17 protein-coding genes are annotated in these 18,937 nt (G+C 53.4%); all 17 read left to right on the forward strand.

Annotation, left to right across the window (positions count from 1 at the left end; translation table 11 throughout):
* Window positions 1-413 precede the first annotated feature (413 nt).
* The 17 genes from JYG34_RS07065 to JYG34_RS07145 all read left to right on the forward strand — a co-directional run bounded on the left by JYG34_RS07065 (window position 414) and on the right by JYG34_RS07145 (window position 18,917).
* Complete coding sequence (locus tag JYG34_RS07065; RefSeq protein WP_213660051.1) at window positions 414-1,457, forward strand: LPS O-antigen chain length determinant protein WzzB; 1,044 nt, start codon at window positions 414-416, stop codon at window positions 1,455-1,457.
* A gap of 154 nt (window positions 1,458-1,611) precedes the next feature.
* Window positions 1,612-2,898: a Wzz/FepE/Etk N-terminal domain-containing protein gene (locus JYG34_RS07070; protein ID WP_213660052.1), complete on the forward strand. Its 1,287-nt coding sequence runs from the start codon at window positions 1,612-1,614 to the stop codon at window positions 2,896-2,898.
* A gap of 277 nt (window positions 2,899-3,175) precedes the next feature.
* A complete protein-coding gene (gene wbpA / locus JYG34_RS07075) occupies window positions 3,176-4,489 on the forward strand; it encodes a UDP-N-acetyl-D-glucosamine 6-dehydrogenase (protein ID WP_213660053.1) in 1,314 nt (437 codons plus the stop codon).
* A 45-nt stretch (window positions 4,490-4,534) separates the two neighbouring features.
* Window positions 4,535-5,485, forward strand: coding sequence for a Gfo/Idh/MocA family oxidoreductase (locus JYG34_RS07080; protein ID WP_213660054.1), 951 nt, complete (start codon window positions 4,535-4,537; stop codon window positions 5,483-5,485).
* 77 nt (window positions 5,486-5,562) lie between these two features.
* Window positions 5,563-7,428, forward strand: coding sequence for an acyltransferase family protein (locus tag JYG34_RS07085; RefSeq protein ID WP_249746224.1), 1,866 nt, complete (start codon window positions 5,563-5,565; stop codon window positions 7,426-7,428).
* A gap of 11 nt (window positions 7,429-7,439) precedes the next feature.
* The gene (gene wbpD / locus JYG34_RS07090) at window positions 7,440-8,027 is read left to right on the forward strand and encodes a UDP-2-acetamido-3-amino-2,3-dideoxy-D-glucuronate N-acetyltransferase (protein ID WP_249746225.1); all 588 of its coding nucleotides are present in this window, start codon (window positions 7,440-7,442) and stop codon (window positions 8,025-8,027) included.
* Window positions 8,020-9,108: a DegT/DnrJ/EryC1/StrS family aminotransferase gene (locus JYG34_RS07095; protein WP_213660056.1), complete on the forward strand. Its 1,089-nt coding sequence runs from the start codon at window positions 8,020-8,022 to the stop codon at window positions 9,106-9,108. Before wbpD ends, JYG34_RS07095 begins: the two co-directional genes overlap by 8 nt.
* The gene (locus JYG34_RS07100) at window positions 9,105-10,370 is read left to right on the forward strand and encodes a lipopolysaccharide biosynthesis protein (protein ID WP_213660057.1); all 1,266 of its coding nucleotides are present in this window, start codon (window positions 9,105-9,107) and stop codon (window positions 10,368-10,370) included. The genes JYG34_RS07095 and JYG34_RS07100 overlap by 4 nt, the downstream gene beginning before the upstream one ends.
* Before the next feature lie 14 nt (window positions 10,371-10,384).
* Window positions 10,385-10,939 carry a GNAT family N-acetyltransferase gene (locus tag JYG34_RS07105; protein ID WP_213660058.1) on the forward strand — a complete coding sequence of 185 codons (555 nt, stop codon included), beginning with the start codon at window positions 10,385-10,387 and terminating at the stop codon, window positions 10,937-10,939.
* On the forward strand, window positions 10,936-11,904 hold the full coding sequence (locus JYG34_RS07110; RefSeq protein ID WP_213660059.1) for a GNAT family N-acetyltransferase: 969 nt from the start codon (window positions 10,936-10,938) through the stop codon (window positions 11,902-11,904). The genes JYG34_RS07105 and JYG34_RS07110 overlap by 4 nt, the downstream gene beginning before the upstream one ends.
* Entirely contained in the window at window positions 11,904-13,256 is a 1,353-nt protein-coding gene (locus JYG34_RS07115) for a polysaccharide deacetylase family protein (protein WP_213660060.1), read from the forward strand. The genes JYG34_RS07110 and JYG34_RS07115 overlap by 1 nt, the downstream gene beginning before the upstream one ends.
* A gap of 7 nt (window positions 13,257-13,263) precedes the next feature.
* Window positions 13,264-14,628 (forward strand): hypothetical protein, encoded by a 1,365-nt coding sequence (locus JYG34_RS07120; RefSeq protein WP_213660061.1) that lies wholly within the window; start codon window positions 13,264-13,266, stop codon window positions 14,626-14,628.
* A 98-nt stretch (window positions 14,629-14,726) separates the two neighbouring features.
* Window positions 14,727-15,233 carry a CatB-related O-acetyltransferase gene (locus JYG34_RS26435; protein ID WP_283811806.1) on the forward strand — a complete coding sequence of 169 codons (507 nt, stop codon included), beginning with the start codon at window positions 14,727-14,729 and terminating at the stop codon, window positions 15,231-15,233.
* Window positions 15,230-16,372 carry a glycosyltransferase family 4 protein gene (locus JYG34_RS07130; protein ID WP_213660063.1) on the forward strand — a complete coding sequence of 381 codons (1,143 nt, stop codon included), beginning with the start codon at window positions 15,230-15,232 and terminating at the stop codon, window positions 16,370-16,372. The genes JYG34_RS26435 and JYG34_RS07130 overlap by 4 nt, the downstream gene beginning before the upstream one ends.
* Before the next feature lie 13 nt (window positions 16,373-16,385).
* A complete protein-coding gene (locus JYG34_RS07135; RefSeq protein WP_213660064.1) occupies window positions 16,386-17,522 on the forward strand; it encodes an N-acetyl sugar amidotransferase in 1,137 nt (378 codons plus the stop codon).
* Entirely contained in the window at window positions 17,519-18,133 is a 615-nt protein-coding gene (hisH, locus tag JYG34_RS07140) for an imidazole glycerol phosphate synthase subunit HisH (protein WP_213660065.1), read from the forward strand. Before JYG34_RS07135 ends, hisH begins: the two co-directional genes overlap by 4 nt.
* A gap of 1 nt (window position 18,134) precedes the next feature.
* On the forward strand, window positions 18,135-18,917 hold the full coding sequence (locus tag JYG34_RS07145; RefSeq protein WP_213660066.1) for an AglZ/HisF2 family acetamidino modification protein: 783 nt from the start codon (window positions 18,135-18,137) through the stop codon (window positions 18,915-18,917).
* Window positions 18,918-18,937 lie beyond the last annotated feature (20 nt).

The raw sequence follows: 18,937 nt of genomic DNA on the forward strand, positions 1-18,937 counted from the left end.
CTGTTGATGTGCAAGTGGTGAGTGTGCAGGCCTATGAGGGTGGTGCGCTCTTGTGGTTGTGGTGCTTCTTGCGAGGATCAGGGGTGATTCTGATGGAGGGCGGGCGTCTAAGTTCCCTTTGGTGGCTCTGATAGCGAAAGCGTGGTGCGCAGGAGGGGCAGTGAGCAGCGGATTGTTTTGGGTCAGGGATTGACGCAATTGCGCAATAATATCTGGTGGGATTTGTACCACTGGTCGATGTAGGGGAACCAATACAGTTGCGTGCTTTCTACACGCTCCTGGTATTTATTGAGTGCTGCCTTTGTCCGGGGCTGGAAATGCTGGCTGCTCTTCAGATTGAGCGAGGAGAGGTTGAGTGTTGTTGGGCTCTCGGGGGCTAGGTTAAAAATCAGACCCAAGGAAAAATAGAATAAATGCGCAGTGAACGTGAGCGCCTGAGTGCTGGTGATGAGATTGATCTGTTTGAACTAGTGGAAGGGTTGTGGAAGCAGAGGCTGTTGATTGTCGTAGTGATGATTGTGGTCATCGGCCTAGCGCTGGTCTACGCGCTGCGTGCGACGCCTATTTACGAGGCCAGGGTGATCGTACAGCCGCCTGCGCAAAACGATATTTCTGCGCTCAACTATGGGCGAGGAGGGGATTCCGGGCTAAGTATGCTTACTGTCAAGGAGGTGTATGGCGTTTATCTGCATCACTTGCAGTCGGAGTCGTTGCGTCGCGAGTTTTTCCAGGGTGTCTATCTCCCAAGCTTGTCGGCGGGGGAGCGAAAGGGGTCGCAGGATGAGCTCTATGCCCGTTTTGAAAGCCTGCTCACGCTGGGGGGGCTCTCCAAGGATGCTTTGCCTCGATTCTTTGTGAAGGTTGACCTGCCAGATCCTCGGTTGGCGGCGGATTGGGCGGTTCGTTACATTGAGATGGCTGGGCTCCGAGGCAAGAACGAAATCACCGAGGACCTCAAGGCTGAAGCCGCGATGAAGTCCAGTAACCTCGAGCGTGAAATTGCTGCAGCGCGCGAGGGCGCGCGCAAGCAGCGCGAGGACAGGATCATTCAGTTGAATGAAGCCTTGCGAATAGCTCAATCGATCGGTTTGGAGCGGCCGCCAATCATTTCGAATACCTTGTCCGGTGAGTTGTCCGCCAATATGGAGGATTCGCTTACCTATATGCGGGGGAGCAAGGCGCTGCTCGCTGAAATCGAGAACTTGCGCGATAGGGTGAGCGATGATCCATTTGTTCCTAACCTTCGTCAACGTCAACAATCTCTGGATTTCTACCGTTCGGCCCATGCTGACATTGAGCGAGTGCGGGTGTACCGGCAGGATGGCTCAGTCGAGTCTCCGGATAGGGCTGTGAAGCCCAGAAAAGGGGCCATTGTGGCGTTTGGAGTGGTCGCTGGTTTCGCGTTGGGTGTCATGCTCGCCTTGCTACGGAATTTGCGAGGCCTTCGTCGGCGCTAGTCGGGCGGGGGGTGCTGGCGCATTGATAAGTCAGCTGTCACAATGCTGTCTTTTCAGTGTGTATCGGAGCATGGAGGTTCCACTGAGTGGGGTGGCCAGGAGATGTGGCTGCTTTTCCTGTTCCCTACCCCTCTCTCCAGCAGGCAGGTGTGCCGTGACCAGCATTGTCCCTATTTCATCCTCAGCCAATCACGATGAGGTCGACTTACTTGCGTTGCTTCAGTCGTTCTGGCGCCAGGCGATATTGATCGGAGTTGTAACAGTCTGTTGTGCGGTGATTGCCGGCATCTACTCACTCAAAATGACTCCGATGTATCAAGTCAGCACGGTTTTGCGCCCTGCCTCCTTGAGTGGCCTGGACGAGTTGAATCTGACGAAGATATACCATTTGCCACCGGGTGAGGCATTGAAGCGGCTGGCGGTGTCGCTGGAGTCTTACGATACGCGGCTGAGCTACTTTCGCTCCAATTCAGCGTTGCAGGCATCGATGATGGAGCCTGGCTGGACGGTGGAGCAGGCCTTTGAGAGGTTTAATTCCAATGCCCTTCGGCTAACGGCGCCGGTCATTAAGGATGGGGATGCTTCCAAGGCGTTTATTCGCTTGGATATGCTATATCCAGCCGGTTTGGATGGTAAATCTGTTCTCAACGGGTTGGTGCAGTATGCCATTGATCGCGAGCGGCGGCAGATTACTGAAGATTTGCAGGCTCTTGTGCAGAACCGTATGCAGGCAGTGGATGCGAAGTTGGAGAACGCGCGGGAAGCGTATTCGACTGACAAGCAGCAGCAGATCGCTGCGTTACTCGAGGCTGATGCGCTCAGCCGTGCTCAGCTCACCGATGAGTTGCGAGGCTTGCGCCTCCAGCTGAAATTACGTCGTGAGAATCGTATCGCCGAGCTCGGCGAGGCGATTTCTATTGCGCGCTCGTTGGGGCTGAAGCGACCCTCAACACCTTCTAGCCTGGAGGAAGGTAGTGTTGGCGTGGGTGGGAATGTCATTCGCACGGAAATCAATAATCAGCTCATCCCACTATATTTCATGGGTACTGACGCGCTGGAGGCGGAGCAGCGAGTGCTCAGCAAGCGCACCTCTGACGATTTCAGTGAGCCTCGTATTGCTCGGATTCGAGAAAAGCTTGCCGTCCTGGAGACCAACCGGAAGGTCCAGATTCTCAAGGGGCGTGAGAACGAAGAGCTCTTTCTCAGGGATGTCGAACAGGTGCGGGCTGAGCGGAGTAGGCTGAGCCTCATTCGCACGGATATGAGTGCCTTGCAGCTTGTCAGTGTAGATCGCCTAGCGGTAGAGCCGTTACGTCCCATCAAGCCGGACTTCAAGGTGTTCGTAATGCTGGGGGCGGTGTCGGGCTTCGTGCTGGGGCTTCTGATTGCGGCTTTGCGCTACATGTTGGTCTTGCGTCGACAGGCGGCGAGAGCAGTGTAAGAAAGTAGGCGTAGTGCGAGTCGCCAGGGGGGTAGACGCCTGGCGTGAGCGGCTGATGCGCGTTCGGGTTGGGTGGCCTCATATTGCCATCAAATGGAGTGGTTTGCATTGCCCTAGCAGAATGTAGCTACTTGAGCAGGCAGCGGGTATGATCGCAGCACTGATGCACAGGGGACGGTTCGTTCCCGTCTTGCGGATTTTCAGAGGCCTTCGAGTGTTTTGGGCGCTGGAAGTTGATGCTTATAATTGGGTCGGTTCTTAATTTTGGAGAATAAGGATGTCGCTGCAGAAGCAGGTCAGCGTAGAGAAGTTTAAAAGTAAGCAAGCGAAGCTCGGAATCGTTGGGCTCGGTTACGTTGGCTTGCCGCTGATGCTTCGTTACAATGCTATCGGCTACAATGTGCTGGGTATCGATATTGATGAAAGCAAGGTAGAGCGTCTCAATGCGGGTCAGAGTTACATTGAGCATATCGCTGCCGAGAAAGTATTGGCCGCGCGCCAGTCGGGCTTTGAGGCGACCACGGACTTCTCTCGCGCTTCTGAGTGTGATGCGTTAATTCTCTGTGTGCCGACACCGCTGAATAAATATCGCGAACCCGATATGAGTTTCGTGATCAATACCACTGATGCACTGAAGCCTTATGTCCGTCGTGGGCAGGTGGTTTCTCTGGAAAGCACTACTTATCCAGGTACCACGGAAGAAGAGTTACTTCCGCGCATTCAGGAAAGTGGGCTGGTCGTCGGTGAAGACATTTTCCTCGTCTACTCACCTGAGCGCGAAGATCCAGGCAACCCTGACTTTGAAACGAGGACTATCCCCAAGGTGATTGGTGGCCATACGCCTGCCTGCCTTGAAGTGGGTGTCGCGTTGTACGAACAGGCGATTGATCGGGTAGTTCCAGTCAGTTCCACGAAGGCAGCAGAGATGACCAAGCTGCTGGAGAATATTCACCGTGCGGTGAATATCGGCCTAGTCAACGAAATGAAGATCGTCGCAGATCGCATGGGTATCGATATCTTCGAAGTTGTCGATGCTGCGGCGACCAAGCCTTTTGGCTTCACCGCTTATTACCCAGGCCCGGGATTGGGCGGTCATTGCATTCCTATCGATCCCTTCTATTTGACCTGGAAGGCGCGTGAGTACGGTTTGCACACTCGCTTCATCGAGCTTTCCGGTGAGGTCAATCAGGCGATGCCCGAATACGTTGTCGGCAAGCTCATGGATGGCCTCAATGATCAAGGCAAGCCGCTCAAGGGAAGCAAGGTGCTAGTGCTTGGCATCGCGTACAAGAAAAACGTGGATGACATGCGAGAGTCTCCCTCCGTGGAGATCATGGAGCTGTTGGAGGCCAAAGGGTGCAATATCGCTTATAGCGATCCCCATGTTCCTGTTTTCCCGAAAATGCGGGAACATCATTTTACATTGAGCAGTGAGCCAATCACGGCGGAGAACTTGGCGCGCTTCGATGCCGTCGTGCTCGCGACGGATCATGATAAGTTTGATTACAAGCTGATCAGTGACAGCTGCAAGTTGGTCGTGGATAGCCGTGGCAAGTATCGGCAGCCGGCAGCTCATATTATTAAAGCCTGACTATGTTTCTGGGCGGTCATCCGCCCAGTTGCCAAGGATAGAATGATGAAGAAGTTTGCGTTGATTGGTGCGGCCGGTTATATCGCGCCTCGACATATGCGTGCAATCAAAGACACTGGGAATGAATTGGTTTCAGGTTATGATATCAACGATTCCGTCGGGATCATTGATAGCATCTCTCCTCAGAGTGAGTTCTTTACCGAGTTCGAACGGTTCCTCGAACATGCTTACCGGTTGCGTCGCGACCCGGCGACAGCCCTGGATTATGTCGCTGTGTGCTCGCCAAACTACCTCCATCAGTCCCACATCGCCGCTGGTTTACGCTTGGGGTGTGACGTGATATGCGAGAAACCGTTGGTGCCGAGTGCCGCGGCGCTTGATGAACTCGCTGAAGTTGAGCGGGAGACGGGCAAGCGGGTGTTTAATATTCTGCAGTTACGCCACCATCAGGCAATACTTGACCTTAAGCAGAAAGTTGCGGGACAGCAACAAGCAGATAAGCACGAAGTCGAGCTGACCTATATTACATCGCGCGGAAAGTGGTACATGGAAAGCTGGAAGGGCGATCCGCGTAAATCGTATGGCGTGGCCACCAATATTGGTGTTCACTTCTACGATATGTTGCACTTTGTATTCGGAAAGCTGGTGAGTAATGTTGTTCACTATGCAAATGACTACAAGGCAGCCGGCTACCTTGAGTATGAGAAGGCGCGGGTGAAGTGGTTCCTGTCGATCGATGCCAATGATCTTCCTGAATCGGTGAAAGGCAAGAAGCCCACCTATCGCTCGATCACCGTGGATGGGCAGGAAATCGAGTTTTCCGAAGGCTTCACTGACTTGCACACCACGAGCTATAAAGAAATTCTGGCGGGGCGGGGCTATGGGATCGAGGATGCACGGCATTGTGTTGAAACCGTGGAATATATTCGTTCTGCGCCGATTCAAGTGGCGTCTGCAGATCAGGCTCATCCAATGCTGGCCTTGCTGAAAGGCTAAGGCGAATGCTCGGCGCATTTGGTTGAAGGTCAGTAATGTTTTGTGATTGGCTGTGGGTTTGAGTGGTGAATATAAACGTGTTCAGCAATGGTCAGCTTCGGACCGCACAGCCAATCAATGCAAGCCCGTATGGCAGCTACCGCTATGACGTGCAGGGGTTGCGCGCGATCGCCGTGCTTGCGGTGATCTTGTTTCATGTTGATAAACACTGGTTGCCTGCCGGTTTCCTTGGTGTTGACATGTTTTTTGTCATCTCTGGGTTTATCATTACACCAATCATCATGCGTCATGAAGGCAAGCGTTTCTGGCTAGATTTCTATTGGGGCCGAGTCCGCCGTATCGTTCCGGCATTTCTCGCGATGGCGTTGCTGGTGGGTGTGACCGCCGCTATATTTTTTATTAACCAAGATTTCAAGGTCTTTTCGGAAAGCCTGAAATACTCACTGCTGTTTTTTTCCAATCACTATTTCTCCGAGTTCGGCAGCTATTTCGCTCCGGCGGCGCACGAACTGCCACTCCTGCATACGTGGTCACTGGCCATCGAGATGCAATTCTATCTGTTGATGCCGTGCTTGATCGTGTTCATCCCGCGCCGCTGGTGGTTGCCGGTGCTGGCCGCGATTACTTTGGCGTTTACGCTGCAGGCTGAGTATCGATTGAGTCTGCCTGATGAGCAGGCGCATGTTTATTTCTCACTGCTGTCAAGGGTTCCCGAATTCATGGTGGGGGCTTGCTTGGCCATATCCTCGCTGGGCGAGACATGGACAGCGCGGAAAGCTAACGTGATTGCAGGGCTTGCCTTGCTGTTATTGTTCTGTTGCTTCTTTTTATTGGAGGCCGGGCATTTTCCAGGAGGGCTTGCGCTGTTGCCATGCGTTGCTACCGCCATGTTGATTGCTGCCAGCAAAAGTCGCGTTTCTGCTTGGATTTCTGCGCCTCCGCTGGTCTGGTTGGGGGCCATATCGTACTCCCTGTACCTGTGGCATTGGCCGGTTCTGGCCTTCATGCGGTACTGGAGTGGCCACTACCAGTTGAGCATGCTGCAACTGCTCTTGTTTGTCGTCATGACCCTTTCGCTTGCGTGCCTGTCTTACTACTTCATTGAGGTTCCGCTGCGTAGGCCGGGAGGGGGGCGGCGTATCTGCGCTGTCGCGGTAGTCGCCCTGGTCACGATGTTCGGTTTCGCGCCGGTATTGAATAGCCAGGTCGAGAAACCATTACCTGTGGCGTTGACTCGTTACGCGTCAGCGGAGCAAATCTGCCATGGACAGATGGTCGGTCTGTGTACGCGCGGGGATCCGGCGCGAGAAGTGCGGGCATTGGTCATTGGTGATAGTCATGCGGCACAGTTGAACTACTTCTTTGATGCAGCAGGCAAGCAGCAGGGCTTTTCAGTGAAAGTTGTCAGTGCCAGCAACTGTGTGCCCATTCCGGGGTTCGATGTTGAGCGCATCCCCAGTTATTCTCGACATGACTGTGAAACTCAAATTCAGGCGGTCCTGCCACTCCTGGATCAGGTGGATACGATTTTCGTTGCGGGCATGTGGCAATGGCAGGCCCAGAGCGAGGCATTTGTAGGCGCTTTTTCCCGATTTTTGAGCGCAATGACTGCCCAGGGCAAACATGTGGTCGTGCTGGCACAGATTCCAATGTTTGAGGTCAATGTCCAGCGGATGAAGCGCTTTACGGCGTTGGGCTTGGAGTTGGCGCCTGAGCAGGAAAGAAGTTGGCGCTCTTCCAATCAGGCTATTGCGAGCGTGACGAGACGAGTCGCGGGTGCAGAGTTTCTGGACTTCTCAGATTCAGGATTTTTTAAAGATGCACCCTATGAGCACGGTGTTCTGATGTACCTGGATAATCATCACCTGAATGAGGTCGGTGCGTTTCGTTATGGAGAAATGGCCGGCCCTACCCTGGCAAAGCTGATCGGGCCTATCAAATGATGGAAAAGGTTATGTACGACAAGCATCCGAGCGCGATAATTGACCCCGGTGCGCAGATTGGTGAAGGCTCCAGGGTTTGGCACTTCGTTCATGTATGTGGCGGTGCCATTATCGGCAAGGGCGTTTCTCTCGGGCAGAACGTGTTCGTTGGAAACAAAGTGGTCATTGGCGATAACTGCAAGATACAAAACAATGTATCGGTTTATGACAATGTAACGCTTGAAGACGGTGTATTTTGTGGGCCGAGTATGGTGTTTACCAATGTCTACAATCCTCGTTCCCTGATTGAGCGAAAGAGCGAGTACCGTAATACGCTGGTCAAGCGCGGGGCAACGCTTGGCGCCAACTGTACGATCGTGTGTGGCGTGACCATTGGTGAGTTCGCCTTTGTCGGTGCGGGGGCGGTCATTAATAAGGATGTGCCAGCCTACGCGCTGATGGTAGGAGTGCCCGCTCGGCAAATTGGTTGGATGAGTGAGTACGGAGAACAATTGAACCTGCCCTTGACCGGGGAGGGGCAGGTGCAGTGTATACACTCCGGCATGCGCTATGTTCTTTCTAATGGGTCTGTAATTAAACAAGGAGAGCAGCATGATTGAGTTCATCGACCTCAAGGCTCAACAGCAGCGCTTGAAGCCTGCCCTGGACGAGGCAATCCAGCGGGTCCTTGCTCATGGGCAATATATTCTGGGGCCCGAGGTTTCCGAATTGGAATCAAAGCTGGCGCAGTATGTAGGTGCGAAGCATTGCATCACCTGTGCCAATGGTACCGACGCGCTGCAAATTGCTCAGATGGCGTTTGGTATCGGGCCAGGCGATGAAGTGATCACACCTGGTTTTACTTACATTGCAACTGCCGAGACCGTGGCGCTCCTAGGGGCAAAGCCTGTATATGTTGACGTAGACCCGAAAACCTACAACTTGGACCCTGCATTGCTGGAGGCTGCGATTACACCGCGCACCAAGGCAATCATCCCAGTCTCGTTGTATGGGCAGTGTGCAGATTTCGATTCGATTAACGCCATTGCCAAGAGGCATGGCTTGCCGGTCATTGAGGACGCCGCCCAAAGTTTTGGTGGGGTTTATAATGGTGTGCGTTCCTGTAACTTGAGTACTGTAGCCTGTACCAGTTTCTTTCCAAGTAAACCGTTGGGCTGCTATGGTGATGGCGGTGCGATATTCACCAACGATGACGACTTGGCGCTGGTGATTCGTCAAATTGCCCGGCACGGTCAGGATCGGCGATATCACCATGTCCGCGTCGGCGTGAATAGTCGCCTGGATACTCTCCAGGCTGCGATTCTGCTCGAGAAACTCTCAATTTTTGATGAAGAAATCGATCTTCGTTTGCGGGTGGCTCGCGAGTATGATCGGCGCTTTGACTCCATGGGGCTGAATACTCCTTTCGTCGATCCTCGGTGTCAGAGCGCATATGCTCAATATACACTTCGAGTTGAAAATCGTGAGGCCTTTCAGTGCAATATGAAAGCATTGGGTGTCCCAACTGTAGTGCATTATCCTATCCCTTTGAATCGCCAGCCTGCCGTCGCCGACACCAGTAAATCACTGCCCGTCGGGGATCGGATCGCAGAGCAGGTTGTAAGCTTGCCGATGCACCCTTACCTGAGTCAGGAGCAGCAGGACTTCATCGTGGAACAGGTTGGGAAAAGCCTTCAGTGATCAAGGCGCTCATTCCGAAGTCCTCGTTTGCCCGTAATGTGCTTACCTTGATGACGGGCACCACCTTCGCGCAAGCGGTGCCCGTTTTGGTTAGCCCAGTGCTGACGCGTTTGTACTCACCTCAGGAATTTGGGGTTTTTGCATTTTATCTGGCGCTCGTGTCCATCCTGGCGGTGCTCGCCACGGGGCGCTATGAGCTGGCAATCATGGTGCCCAGGCGTGACAGAAGTGGTGCTGCTATAACCCTTTTGGCGCTTGCTGTGTCACTGGCCTTTTGTGCAATCATTTTTCTGGTGGTGTTGCTGTTCGGGCGTGATATTGCAGAGCTCTGTAATATGTCTGATCACTACCAGATATTTTATTGGGTGCCTGTGAGCGTTGCGTTCATGGCCGGCTATCAAGCGCTCAATTATTGGTGTAATCGAATCGGGTACTATCGTCCGATGGCGATGGCGCGTATTTCTCAAAGTATCTCGATGTCCATTGTTCAGGTCGGTGCCGGACCTCTAGGGGGCGGAGTACTGGGTCTGTTGGGTGGAGGTGTTGTTGGGCATTTTTCTGCGTTTGTTTTTCTGCTCCTGAGGGTCAGGCGTTCAGATGGGCGCGTGTTCCGGCGCTGCCGCGCTCCTCTTTTGCGAGCGGTCGCAAGGCGCTATGTCGACTTTCCGAAATACCTCATTGTTGCCCATAGTTTGAATATGGCATCCTTCCAGGCGCCGGTTATCATCTTGGGTGCGATTTTTGCGAACAGTGTCTCTGGCTTCTTCATGTTGACACAGCGTGTTGTGGGGGCGCCCATGAGCATTGTCGCAAGTGCGATTGGCGATGTATTCAGGCAGCAGGCGGGGCGGATATATGCTGAGCGCGGGCAATGTCGGGAGGTTTACGTAGGCACATTCAAGCGTTTGTTGAGCATAGCTGTTCCCGCCTTCATTGTATTTTTCCTCGTTGCGCCAAGCTTGTTCGCCTTCGTGTTTGGCGAGCAATGGAGGGTGTCGGGGGATTATGCCAGAATTCTCACTCCCATGTTTTTCTTTCAGTTTATAACCAGTCCGTTGAGTTCAATGTATATGTTGGCTCAGCGTCAGCGCCTCGACTTGCTTTGGCAGAGTGGGCTCTTTTTGTTGACCGGGCTGTCGTTCGTCATGGCGTTTGTATTCAATAGTGTTGAGGTTGGCTTGTATTGTTATTCCGCCAGCTATAGTTTCATGTATGCCGTCAATGGCGTGTTGTCCTATCGACTGGCCAAGGGCTGGCGCTGAGATGGGGGTGGTCCATGAATGTTAGGGGCATTAAAGATCTTTGTGTTTCTTTGTTTGCCGAGCTGCGAGCTGCCGTGGCATACAGGGCGATCCCTGTGTCTGCGGAAGATTCGTATATTCTGAGGGGATTCAAGTGGCGTGATCTTCCCAGCGTGCGCCGGCTCTATCGTGACCTTAATCCAGAGGGGCGTCTGTCCTGGCTGCGCCTGGTTATCGGGCTGCTTTCATATCGCAAGTTACTTCTCGTCATCGAGAATTCTGATCGCGATATCGTGGGTATTGACCTTTTCTATTTCAATGTCCGGGACGTTTCAGAGGCAACGGTGCATGAGGGGTTTGTAGGGGTTTCCGAAGCCTACCGCGGTTTGGGGTTGGCAACCAAAATGCGTGTTGCCGCCAAGGGGCACTTTAAACGCAATGGGCTGGCCGGTATCTCGACCCGAATCGCTCAGGATAATCCCGCGTCGCTTCTGTCTGCGTTGAAGTCCGGGTTTGAAATCGTAGAAACCCATGTGTCGAATAATGTTGATAACCATTACATGGTTTGCAGTCTTGGAGACAATAAGTGACATCTTTGCGAGAGAGGTATCGTCAACTTTGTGAGGTAGAGTCCACTGTTCCTTTATTCAGTCAGTCGTGGTGGCTTGATGCTGTCGCAGGGGATGCCTGGGATGTTGTTTTTTGTGAAAAAAAAGGTGTCGTGCTGGGGAGTATGCCTTTTGTTTTAAAGAAAAAAGGCCTTTTCACCTTGTTCGCTATGCCTTCGTTAACTCAGCATCTGGGCCCTTGGGTTCGACCTATCGAAGGCAAGATGTCAAAGCGTTTGTCCTATGAAAAGGATGTCTTGACGGACTTGGTGGAAACCATTCTTTCGCGGCGCTTCGACTATTTCGACTCCAATTGGTCGTATGCCAAGACCAACTGGCTTCCCTTCTATTGGGCTGGTTTCAAGCAAACAACCCGTTACACCTATGTGCTGGAGGACCTTTCCTGTACCGATGTTTTATGGGAACAACTCCAGGAGAACGTGCGTAGGGAAGTCAGGAAAGCTGAAGGACGGTTCAATCTTCGTGTGCGAGATGATCTGGGGGTCGATGAGTTCCTAAAGCTGAACAATCTCGTGTTTCAGCGCCAAGGCATGCAACTCCCCTACACTGAGGATTTGGTCAGGCGTATTGACGCTGCATGCGCTGAACGAGGTTGCAGAACTATTCTGATTGCCGAAGATGCAGAGGGGCGACGTCATGCGGGTGTGTATGTCGTCTGGGATGAACACAGCGCCTATTACCTGATGGGTGGGGGGGACCCGGAGTTGCGCAATAGTGGCGCGACCAGTCTTTGCATGTGGGAAGCCATCAAGAGGGCCAGCGCCGTGACGAAAGCATTCGATTTTGAAGGCTCGATGATCGAGCCTGTTGAGCGTTTCTTTCGCGGTTTTGGCGCAACCCAAGTGCCTTACTTCTCTGTCACCAAGACCAACTCCTGGTTGCTGAAGGGCTATTTCTTTCTTCAAGACTTGAGGGCGCGCGCGTGATGGCCGGCCATGGTTGGCCTAATCTGGCCATCTTGCGATGGCTGGAATCACTGCTGGGTGAGCGTTTTGGCCTGGAGATAGTGTTGGCGCTGCGCGGAGACAGGCTCTGCCTCTCCCTGCCGGGGCGGCCAGGTTGCATTGACTTTGCGGTCAATGATTCGGCATTCAGTGGTCCCATAGCCAGCATTCCGGTGGCCTCCTGGCCTGCCAAGGAGGAAGGTTGGCAATCTGTCTGGCTCGATGAGTTGAAGGCGCCTGGCGTATCGTCGTTGCGTTCGCCGCTGATAGCCCGGACTCCGGAAGGATTGGACGTCGATTATGACGTATTGGGTTTCGTCTACTGGATGCTTGCACGGTGTGAGGAAGTGACGTCCGAAGAGATTGATGAGCATGGCCGATTTCCTGCTCGTGCATCTCACGCCTTTCAGCAGGGTTATCATGATCGCCCGATCGTTGATGAATGGTTGGCCGTGCTGGGGCAAATGATTTGCCGGCAATGGGGCGTGACTCTCAACCTGCGTCCATTCACCGTGTCTGTCTCACATGATGTGGACGAACCGAGTCGCTATGCTTTTCGATCCTTCAAGGGGTTGATCAGGGCCATGGGGGGGGACCTGCTGCGGCGTAAAGATCCGCTTGCAGCCCTGAGAGCGCCATTGCTGAAGATGACCAGCCGACGGCGTATCAGTACTCTGGATCCGAGCAACACCTTTGACTGGTTGATGGCCGAGTCGGAGCGGCGCGGATTGGTCAGTGCGTTCTATTTTATTTGTGGGCGAACCGACCCGGGGAAAGATGCTGACTACGAGATCGAGCATCCCGCTATACGCTCGCTGTTGCGGGATATTCATGGACGTGGGCATGAAATAGGCCTGCACCCTAGTTATGGCACGTTCCTTTCACCTGACACGCTTGAATCGGAAGCTGCTCGGCTACGGAAGGTCTGTGCCGAAGAAGGCGTCCTTCAGGCGCAATGGGGGGGGCGAATGCACTTCCTCCGCTGGCGGCATCCGATTACCTTGAATGCCTGGGAGCGAGCCGGAATGACCTACGACAGCACGTTGGGGTATGCGGAGTTGCCAGGTTTTCGCTGCGGAACATGTCACGAATATCAGGCCTTTGATCCGGTCGCCCAGCAGCCTTTGAAACTACGTATTCGTCCGCTGATCGTCATGGACGTTACGTTGCTCAGTAGCAGCTACTTGGGATTGACGGAAGAAGCAGCTTACCAGTTAAGCATGGGGCTGCGGGACGCGTGCAAGGCGGTGGGCGGCAACTTCACCCTGCTCTGGCATAACTCCAATCTTCAAAGTGTTGAAGAGCGCAGGCTCTACAGTCGTATATTGGGTTAGGTGGGACATGAATACTGTGCGTCAAAAGCTGGGCTCGTGGCGTGGTCTCTATCGAGTGCCGATGGCGCGCTTGATCTTGATCACGTCCATTTTATTGTACGCCTTGGCGATCATGCTTGGGCAGGAACGCTACCTGTCGGTTGAACATGCGTTCTGGGGTTTTAATGTCCCGTCGTACGATCCTTTGAGCCTGATGGTGATGATGGGGCTTTTGATATTGCCCGCAACCTCGATGCCGCTTCGTTTCAATAGGGTATCATCGCTATTTATTTATGCCTTGATGTTTTTTGTTTATGTGCCGGCGTTGGTGATCGGCACGCTGAATAGAGCTGATGCGTTAGATCATTATTTTTTTCTGTTTCTCTCGTTTGCGCTGGGTGTATTCGTATGTTCGTTGCTTGTCCGTTCGGGCAAGGCGCTGCCTGAGACGAACGTGCCGCCCTCCCGGCTCATGATTTCTATCGCTGTCGTGGGCAGCGTGGTCTGCTTTGTGAGTCTGTACAGCGTCTATCGAGACGTCATTTATTTTTCGGGCTTGAATGAGATTTATGCGCAGCGTGAGAAAGGTGCGGCAACCTCTTTGTTTATTGGTTATTGTCAAGTCTACTTGGCGTACTTTTTCTCACCGATTCTTTTTGTCTATGGGTTGTTGTATCGAAGGTACTTTTTATTTGGTCTAGGGCTGGCTGGGTTTGTTTTCACTTACATGATCACTGCTGAACGGACGGTCATCTTGTTACCGGTGATGCTCTGGGGTGTGGCCAGGGTCTTTCGCACGGTCGGGTATGGTGTGGCGAGCGCGTCCGGGCTTTTTCTGCTCGGGGCATTGTTAGTGACAATGGTCTCGTTGTTTTTCCAAGATGTCGGTGCTCTTTCGCAGTTGGGTTTGTACATTTTCATGCGGCTCATCGCGATTCCAGGGCTGTTCGTGACCCAGTACTTTGATCTGTTCTCAGAGCAAGGCTTCACCCACTGGTCACACGTGTCGGTGATCGGCAGCATGATCGATGTCCCCGCAGCCTACGTGACAGATGAGAAATGGCCTGCACTGGGTAAGATTTTGGCAGAGCGGGTACTGGGCATCGAGAGCCAGTCCAATGCGGGATTCATTGCCACCGACGGTGTCGCGGCATGGGGAAGTGCCGGTGTTTTCCTGGTGTGTATGCTCTATAGCGTTTGGTTGCTGGTGCTTGACAAGGTTGCCAGGGGGTGGAGCAAGTTGTTTCTGCTCACCGCCTTGTTCCCGCTGGCCTTTATTAGCGCGAATGGTTCACTTTTTACCATGATGACCTCCTTCGGCGGCGCGTTGTGGGTGTTGCTCTTGTGGGTAGATAAATACAGATTTCGCTTTACCGGGAGGGGGGTTCAATGATTGGATATATCTACTCGAGGCTCGTCAAGAAGGCGAGGGGGGTCGCGCGAGTTGACTCGAAAATTCCCAGGACCTCTAAAGTCGAGTCGGGATGTACCGTGATTGAAAGTAGTTTCGGTGATCATTCATTCTGTGGTTATGATTGCTCGTTTATACGTGTGTCTGTCGGGAGCTTCTGCTCTATTGCTAGCCGTGTTGTGGTCGGTGGTGCGCGCCACCCGATTGAATACGTCTCGACCAGCCCAGTATTTCTTGCCCATAAAGAAAGCATCAAGAAAAAGTTCTCTCGTCATGACTATCGTTGGGAACCGGTGACAACCATCGGCAACGATGTATGGATCGGTGAAGGGGTTTACATCAAAGGCGGCGTGACGATCGGAACCGGTGCTGTCATTGGCATGGGCAGTGTAGTTACAAAAGATGTACCGCCTTACGCGATCTATGCGGGAAACCCTGCTCGGCTGATACGATATCGTTTTCCAGAGGCGATCATCGAGGGCTTGTTGGCGAGCCGCTGGTGGGAGTACTCGGACGAGAAGTTGACAGAAAGTGCTGCGTTATTCACCGATCCTGAAGGTTTTTTGAAAAGTCAAGGGTTACTATGAAGATTCTGCACCTTTGCCTATCTTGCTTTTATATTGATGGCTACCGTTACCAAGAGAATGAATTGGTGCGCGAGCATGTGGCAGCAGGGCATGATGTTCTTGTTGTTGCATCCACCGAGACTTACGTTGATAACTTGTCGCTGGGTTATATCAACCCAGGGGAGTACGTGGGGAGTGATGGGGCTACTGTTATCCGGCTTCCGTATGCCGGACCATTCCCATTCTTCGTAAAGAAAAAACTGAGAATACACACCGCGCTTGCCAGCCTTCTGGAAAAGTTTGCCCCCGATGTCATGGTTTTTCACGGGCTCTGTGGATGGGAGCTCCATACAGTCGCGCGCTATAAACGGTCCAACCCACATGTCCGTTTGTATGTCGACAGTCATGAGGATGCCAACAACAGCGCCGTCGGGGTGCTGTCTAAATTGCTGCATCGCTACTACTATCGGCCGATTATTCAGCGCGCCTTGCCTTGGATCGACAAGGTCCTCTGCATCTCGCTCGAGACCATCGAGTTTTGCCGTAATCAATACGGCATATCAACCCAGGAAATGGAATTCTTCCCGTTGGGTGGGCATATTGCCAGCGACGAGGAGTATGAGGCCAACCGCAGCGAGGCCAGGGCTGCTCTGGGCTTGAGCGATAAAAATGTTGTCTTCCTCCAGTCGGGCAAGTTTGACGCGAAGAAAAAGCTCGTCGAGAGTCTGACCGCGTTTGCCTCTACCCGTAACGAGGATTTTCGTTTCCTCATCGTCGGTAAGGTGCATGACTCCATCGCGAACGAGGTGGCTGCACTCTCGGCTGCGGATCCAAGGGTCCAGGCATTGGGGTGGAAAACCGCCGATGAACTGTATCGGTTGCTGTGCGCCGCAGATGTGTACGTCCAGCCCGGTAGTCAGTCGGCCACCATGCAGATGAGCCTCTGCGCCCGCAGGCCGGTCATCGTCGCTGAGGTCCCCAGCCATGAGCCCTTTGTAAAGGGCAACGGCTGGGCTGTCACGGGGCAGCGCCAGTTGCAGGAGGCCTTCGCCGCGGTTGAGCACGACCCGCTGATTCTGTGCCAAATGTCACAGCGTTCTTTGGAAATCGCATCGGACCTTTTAGACTATCGCCGCATGGCGAAGCGCCTTTTGGTTTAACCACGGAATTGATATGGCCCACTACCAGATTTGTACCCAGTGCATCATGGACACGCGTGATCCCAGGATCACGTTCGATGCGCACGGGGTCTGCGACTACTGCAACAATTTTCAGAGCACGATCAAGCCGAATTGGCACACCGATGAGCGTGGCGAGGCCGAGCTCATGGCGATGGCCGAAAAAATCAAAGCCCACGGTCGTGGCAAGGACTTCGACTGCATCATCGGTCTGAGCGGTGGGCTGGACAGTTCCTATGCGGCTTATGTGGCCAAGGAAAAAATGGGCTTGCGCCCGTTGCTTTTCCACGTGGACGCGGGTTGGAACACCGATCAGGCAGTTGGCAACATCGAAAAGCTGGTCGACGGCCTTGGCTTGGACCTGTACACAGAGGTAATCAACTGGGAAGAGATGAAGGATCTGCAGGTCGCGTTTCTTCGCTCCCAGATTGCCGACCAGGACCTGCCACAGGATGCAGCCTTTTTCTCGGGGCTGTACAAATTTGCTCGCCAGCACCGTATCAAGTACGTCTTGACGGGAGCAAACTACTCGACAGAATGCTGCCGTGAGCCAGAGGAGTGGGGCGGGTATCCAGGGATCGACAAGACACTGTTCAAGGATATCCACACCCGTTTCGGCTCTCGCCCGCTGAAATCATTCCCGTTGACCGATATTCTGGTCTACAAGGTGCTTTACCAGCGTCTGCTTGGGATGCAAGTGGTCAAACCGTTGAACCTGGTACCGTACATCAAGAAAGAAGCCGAAGACACGCTGGAGCAACGGTTTGGCTGGAAGCGCTTCCAGCACAAGCACCACGAGTCACGCTTCACTCGCTTTTACGAAGACTACTGGATGCCGCGAAAATTTGGGTACGAGAAGCGTCGTGCGCATTTTTCCAGTCTGATCATGACGGGGCAGATGACTCGGGAAGCGGCACTCGAACGTATTTCCAAACCGGAACTGGACGAGAGATTCCTCACCAGCGAGTTTGAGTACGTTGCCAACAAGCTGGACCTTACGGTCGAGCAGTTGCAGGAAATCTTCAACGGCACTAACAAGACTTATCACGACTATCGCAACAAGCGATTCCTGATAGGGGTTGGTTCAAGGGTCATGAGTGCACTGGGCTTGGAGAGAAGGCTTTTCAGATGATCACTATCATCGATTATGGGCTGGGCAACATCCATGCCTTTGTCAACATGTACAAGCGTCTGCACATACCGGTGAACGTGGCCAGCAGTGCTGATGGCCTGCGGGGCGCCGAACGTTTGATCCTGCCAGGCGTCGGCGCATTTGATCATGCCATGGAGCGTTTGAACGCCTCTGGCATGAGGCCCACGCTGGAAGAAATGGTGACCGAGCGAAAGGTGCCGGTGCTGGGGATTTGTGTTGGCATGCAGATGTTGGCCAAAAGCAGTGATGAGGGCACATTGCCTGGCCTTGGCTGGATCGATGGTACCGTGAAATCCTTTTCTTCGGCAGCGGGTCTGAAAGATCTACCGTTGCCACACATGGGGTGGAATGATGTCCGACCGACACCGGGTGTCGGACTGTTCAACGGCATGGAGGATGACGCCAAGTTCTACTTCCTGCATTCCTTCTATTTCGAATGCACGGAGGCAAGCAGCGTTGCTGCTTCTGCCTCCTATGGCCAGGATTTTCACTGTGCGGTTGCCCAAGGAAACATCATGGGGGTCCAGTTCCATCCAGAGAAGAGCCATCACTACGGCTCCAATCTTCTGAAGAACTTCGCGGAAATATGACATGCTCAGGCCGAGAATAATCCCTTGCCTTTTGATTCAAGACAGTGGTTTGGTCAAGACTGTGCGTTTCAAGGACGCGAAGTACGTCGGAGACCCAATCAACGCCGTCAAGATTTTTAATGAGAAGGAAGCTGACGAGCTCATCGTGCTCGACATAGATGCTTCCATGAATGGCGTGGAGCCCAATTACAAGCAGATAGCTAACCTGGCCGCCGAGTGCCGTATGCCGCTTTGCTATGGGGGCGGTGTTCGTACGCCCGAGCAGGCGAGAAAGATTATCAGCCTCGGGGTGGAAAAAGTCGCGATCAGTTCGGCAGCGTTGGAGAATCCGCAGTTGGTAACGCGTATTGCCGAGGAAGTTGGACGGCAAAGCGTGGTCGTCGTACTGGATCACAAGAAGCGCCTGCTGGGGAGTACCCAGGACGTCTGGACTCATAACGGCACGCGCAATACCAAGCGCTCGGTTCTGGACGTTGCCGTACAAATGGCAGAGTTGGGTGCCGGTGAGATCGTCATCAACTCGATCGACAACGATGGTCGGATGAAGGGCTACGACGTGGAGCTGGCGGCCAAATTGCGTCAGTCTGTGAAAATTCCGATCACTATCCTGGGCGGTGGCGGCTCGCTCGACGACATGCACAAGGTCATCGCGAAGTGTGGCGTTGTTGGCGTCTCAGCAGGTAGCTTCTTCGTCTTCAAGGGGCCGTATCGGGCAGTCCTGATCAGCTACCCGAGCACCCAGCAAAAGGACGACATCATCTTTTCGGCACTGCAGCCTCGTTGAAGGTGTAGGGCTCCGACCTT

The sequence above is a fragment of the Pseudomonas entomophila genome (assembly GCF_018417595.1).
GTDB lineage: Bacteria > Pseudomonadota > Gammaproteobacteria > Pseudomonadales > Pseudomonadaceae > Aquipseudomonas > Aquipseudomonas entomophila_C.

Bases quoted from the DNA above. Each gene is read 5' to 3' on its own strand.
- JYG34_RS07065 (WP_213660051.1), top strand. From the start codon at position 414: ATGCGCAGTGAACGTGAGCGCCTGAGTGCTGGTGATGAGATTGATCTG.
- wbpA (WP_213660053.1), top strand. From the start codon at position 3,176: ATGTCGCTGCAGAAGCAGGTCAGCGTAGAGAAGTTTAAAAGTAAGCAA.
- JYG34_RS07080 (WP_213660054.1), top strand. From the start codon at position 4,535: ATGAAGAAGTTTGCGTTGATTGGTGCGGCCGGTTATATCGCGCCTCGA.
- wbpD (WP_249746225.1), top strand. From the start codon at position 7,440: ATGTACGACAAGCATCCGAGCGCGATAATTGACCCCGGTGCGCAGATT.
- JYG34_RS07095 (WP_213660056.1), top strand. From the start codon at position 8,020: ATGATTGAGTTCATCGACCTCAAGGCTCAACAGCAGCGCTTGAAGCCT.
- JYG34_RS07105 (WP_213660058.1), top strand. From the start codon at position 10,385: ATGAATGTTAGGGGCATTAAAGATCTTTGTGTTTCTTTGTTTGCCGAG.
- JYG34_RS07115 (WP_213660060.1), top strand. From the start codon at position 11,904: ATGGCCGGCCATGGTTGGCCTAATCTGGCCATCTTGCGATGGCTGGAA.
- JYG34_RS07120 (WP_213660061.1), top strand. From the start codon at position 13,264: ATGAATACTGTGCGTCAAAAGCTGGGCTCGTGGCGTGGTCTCTATCGA.
- JYG34_RS07130 (WP_213660063.1), top strand. From the start codon at position 15,230: ATGAAGATTCTGCACCTTTGCCTATCTTGCTTTTATATTGATGGCTAC.
- JYG34_RS07135 (WP_213660064.1), top strand. From the start codon at position 16,386: ATGGCCCACTACCAGATTTGTACCCAGTGCATCATGGACACGCGTGAT.
- hisH (WP_213660065.1), top strand. From the start codon at position 17,519: ATGATCACTATCATCGATTATGGGCTGGGCAACATCCATGCCTTTGTC.
- JYG34_RS07145 (WP_213660066.1), top strand. From the start codon at position 18,135: ATGCTCAGGCCGAGAATAATCCCTTGCCTTTTGATTCAAGACAGTGGT.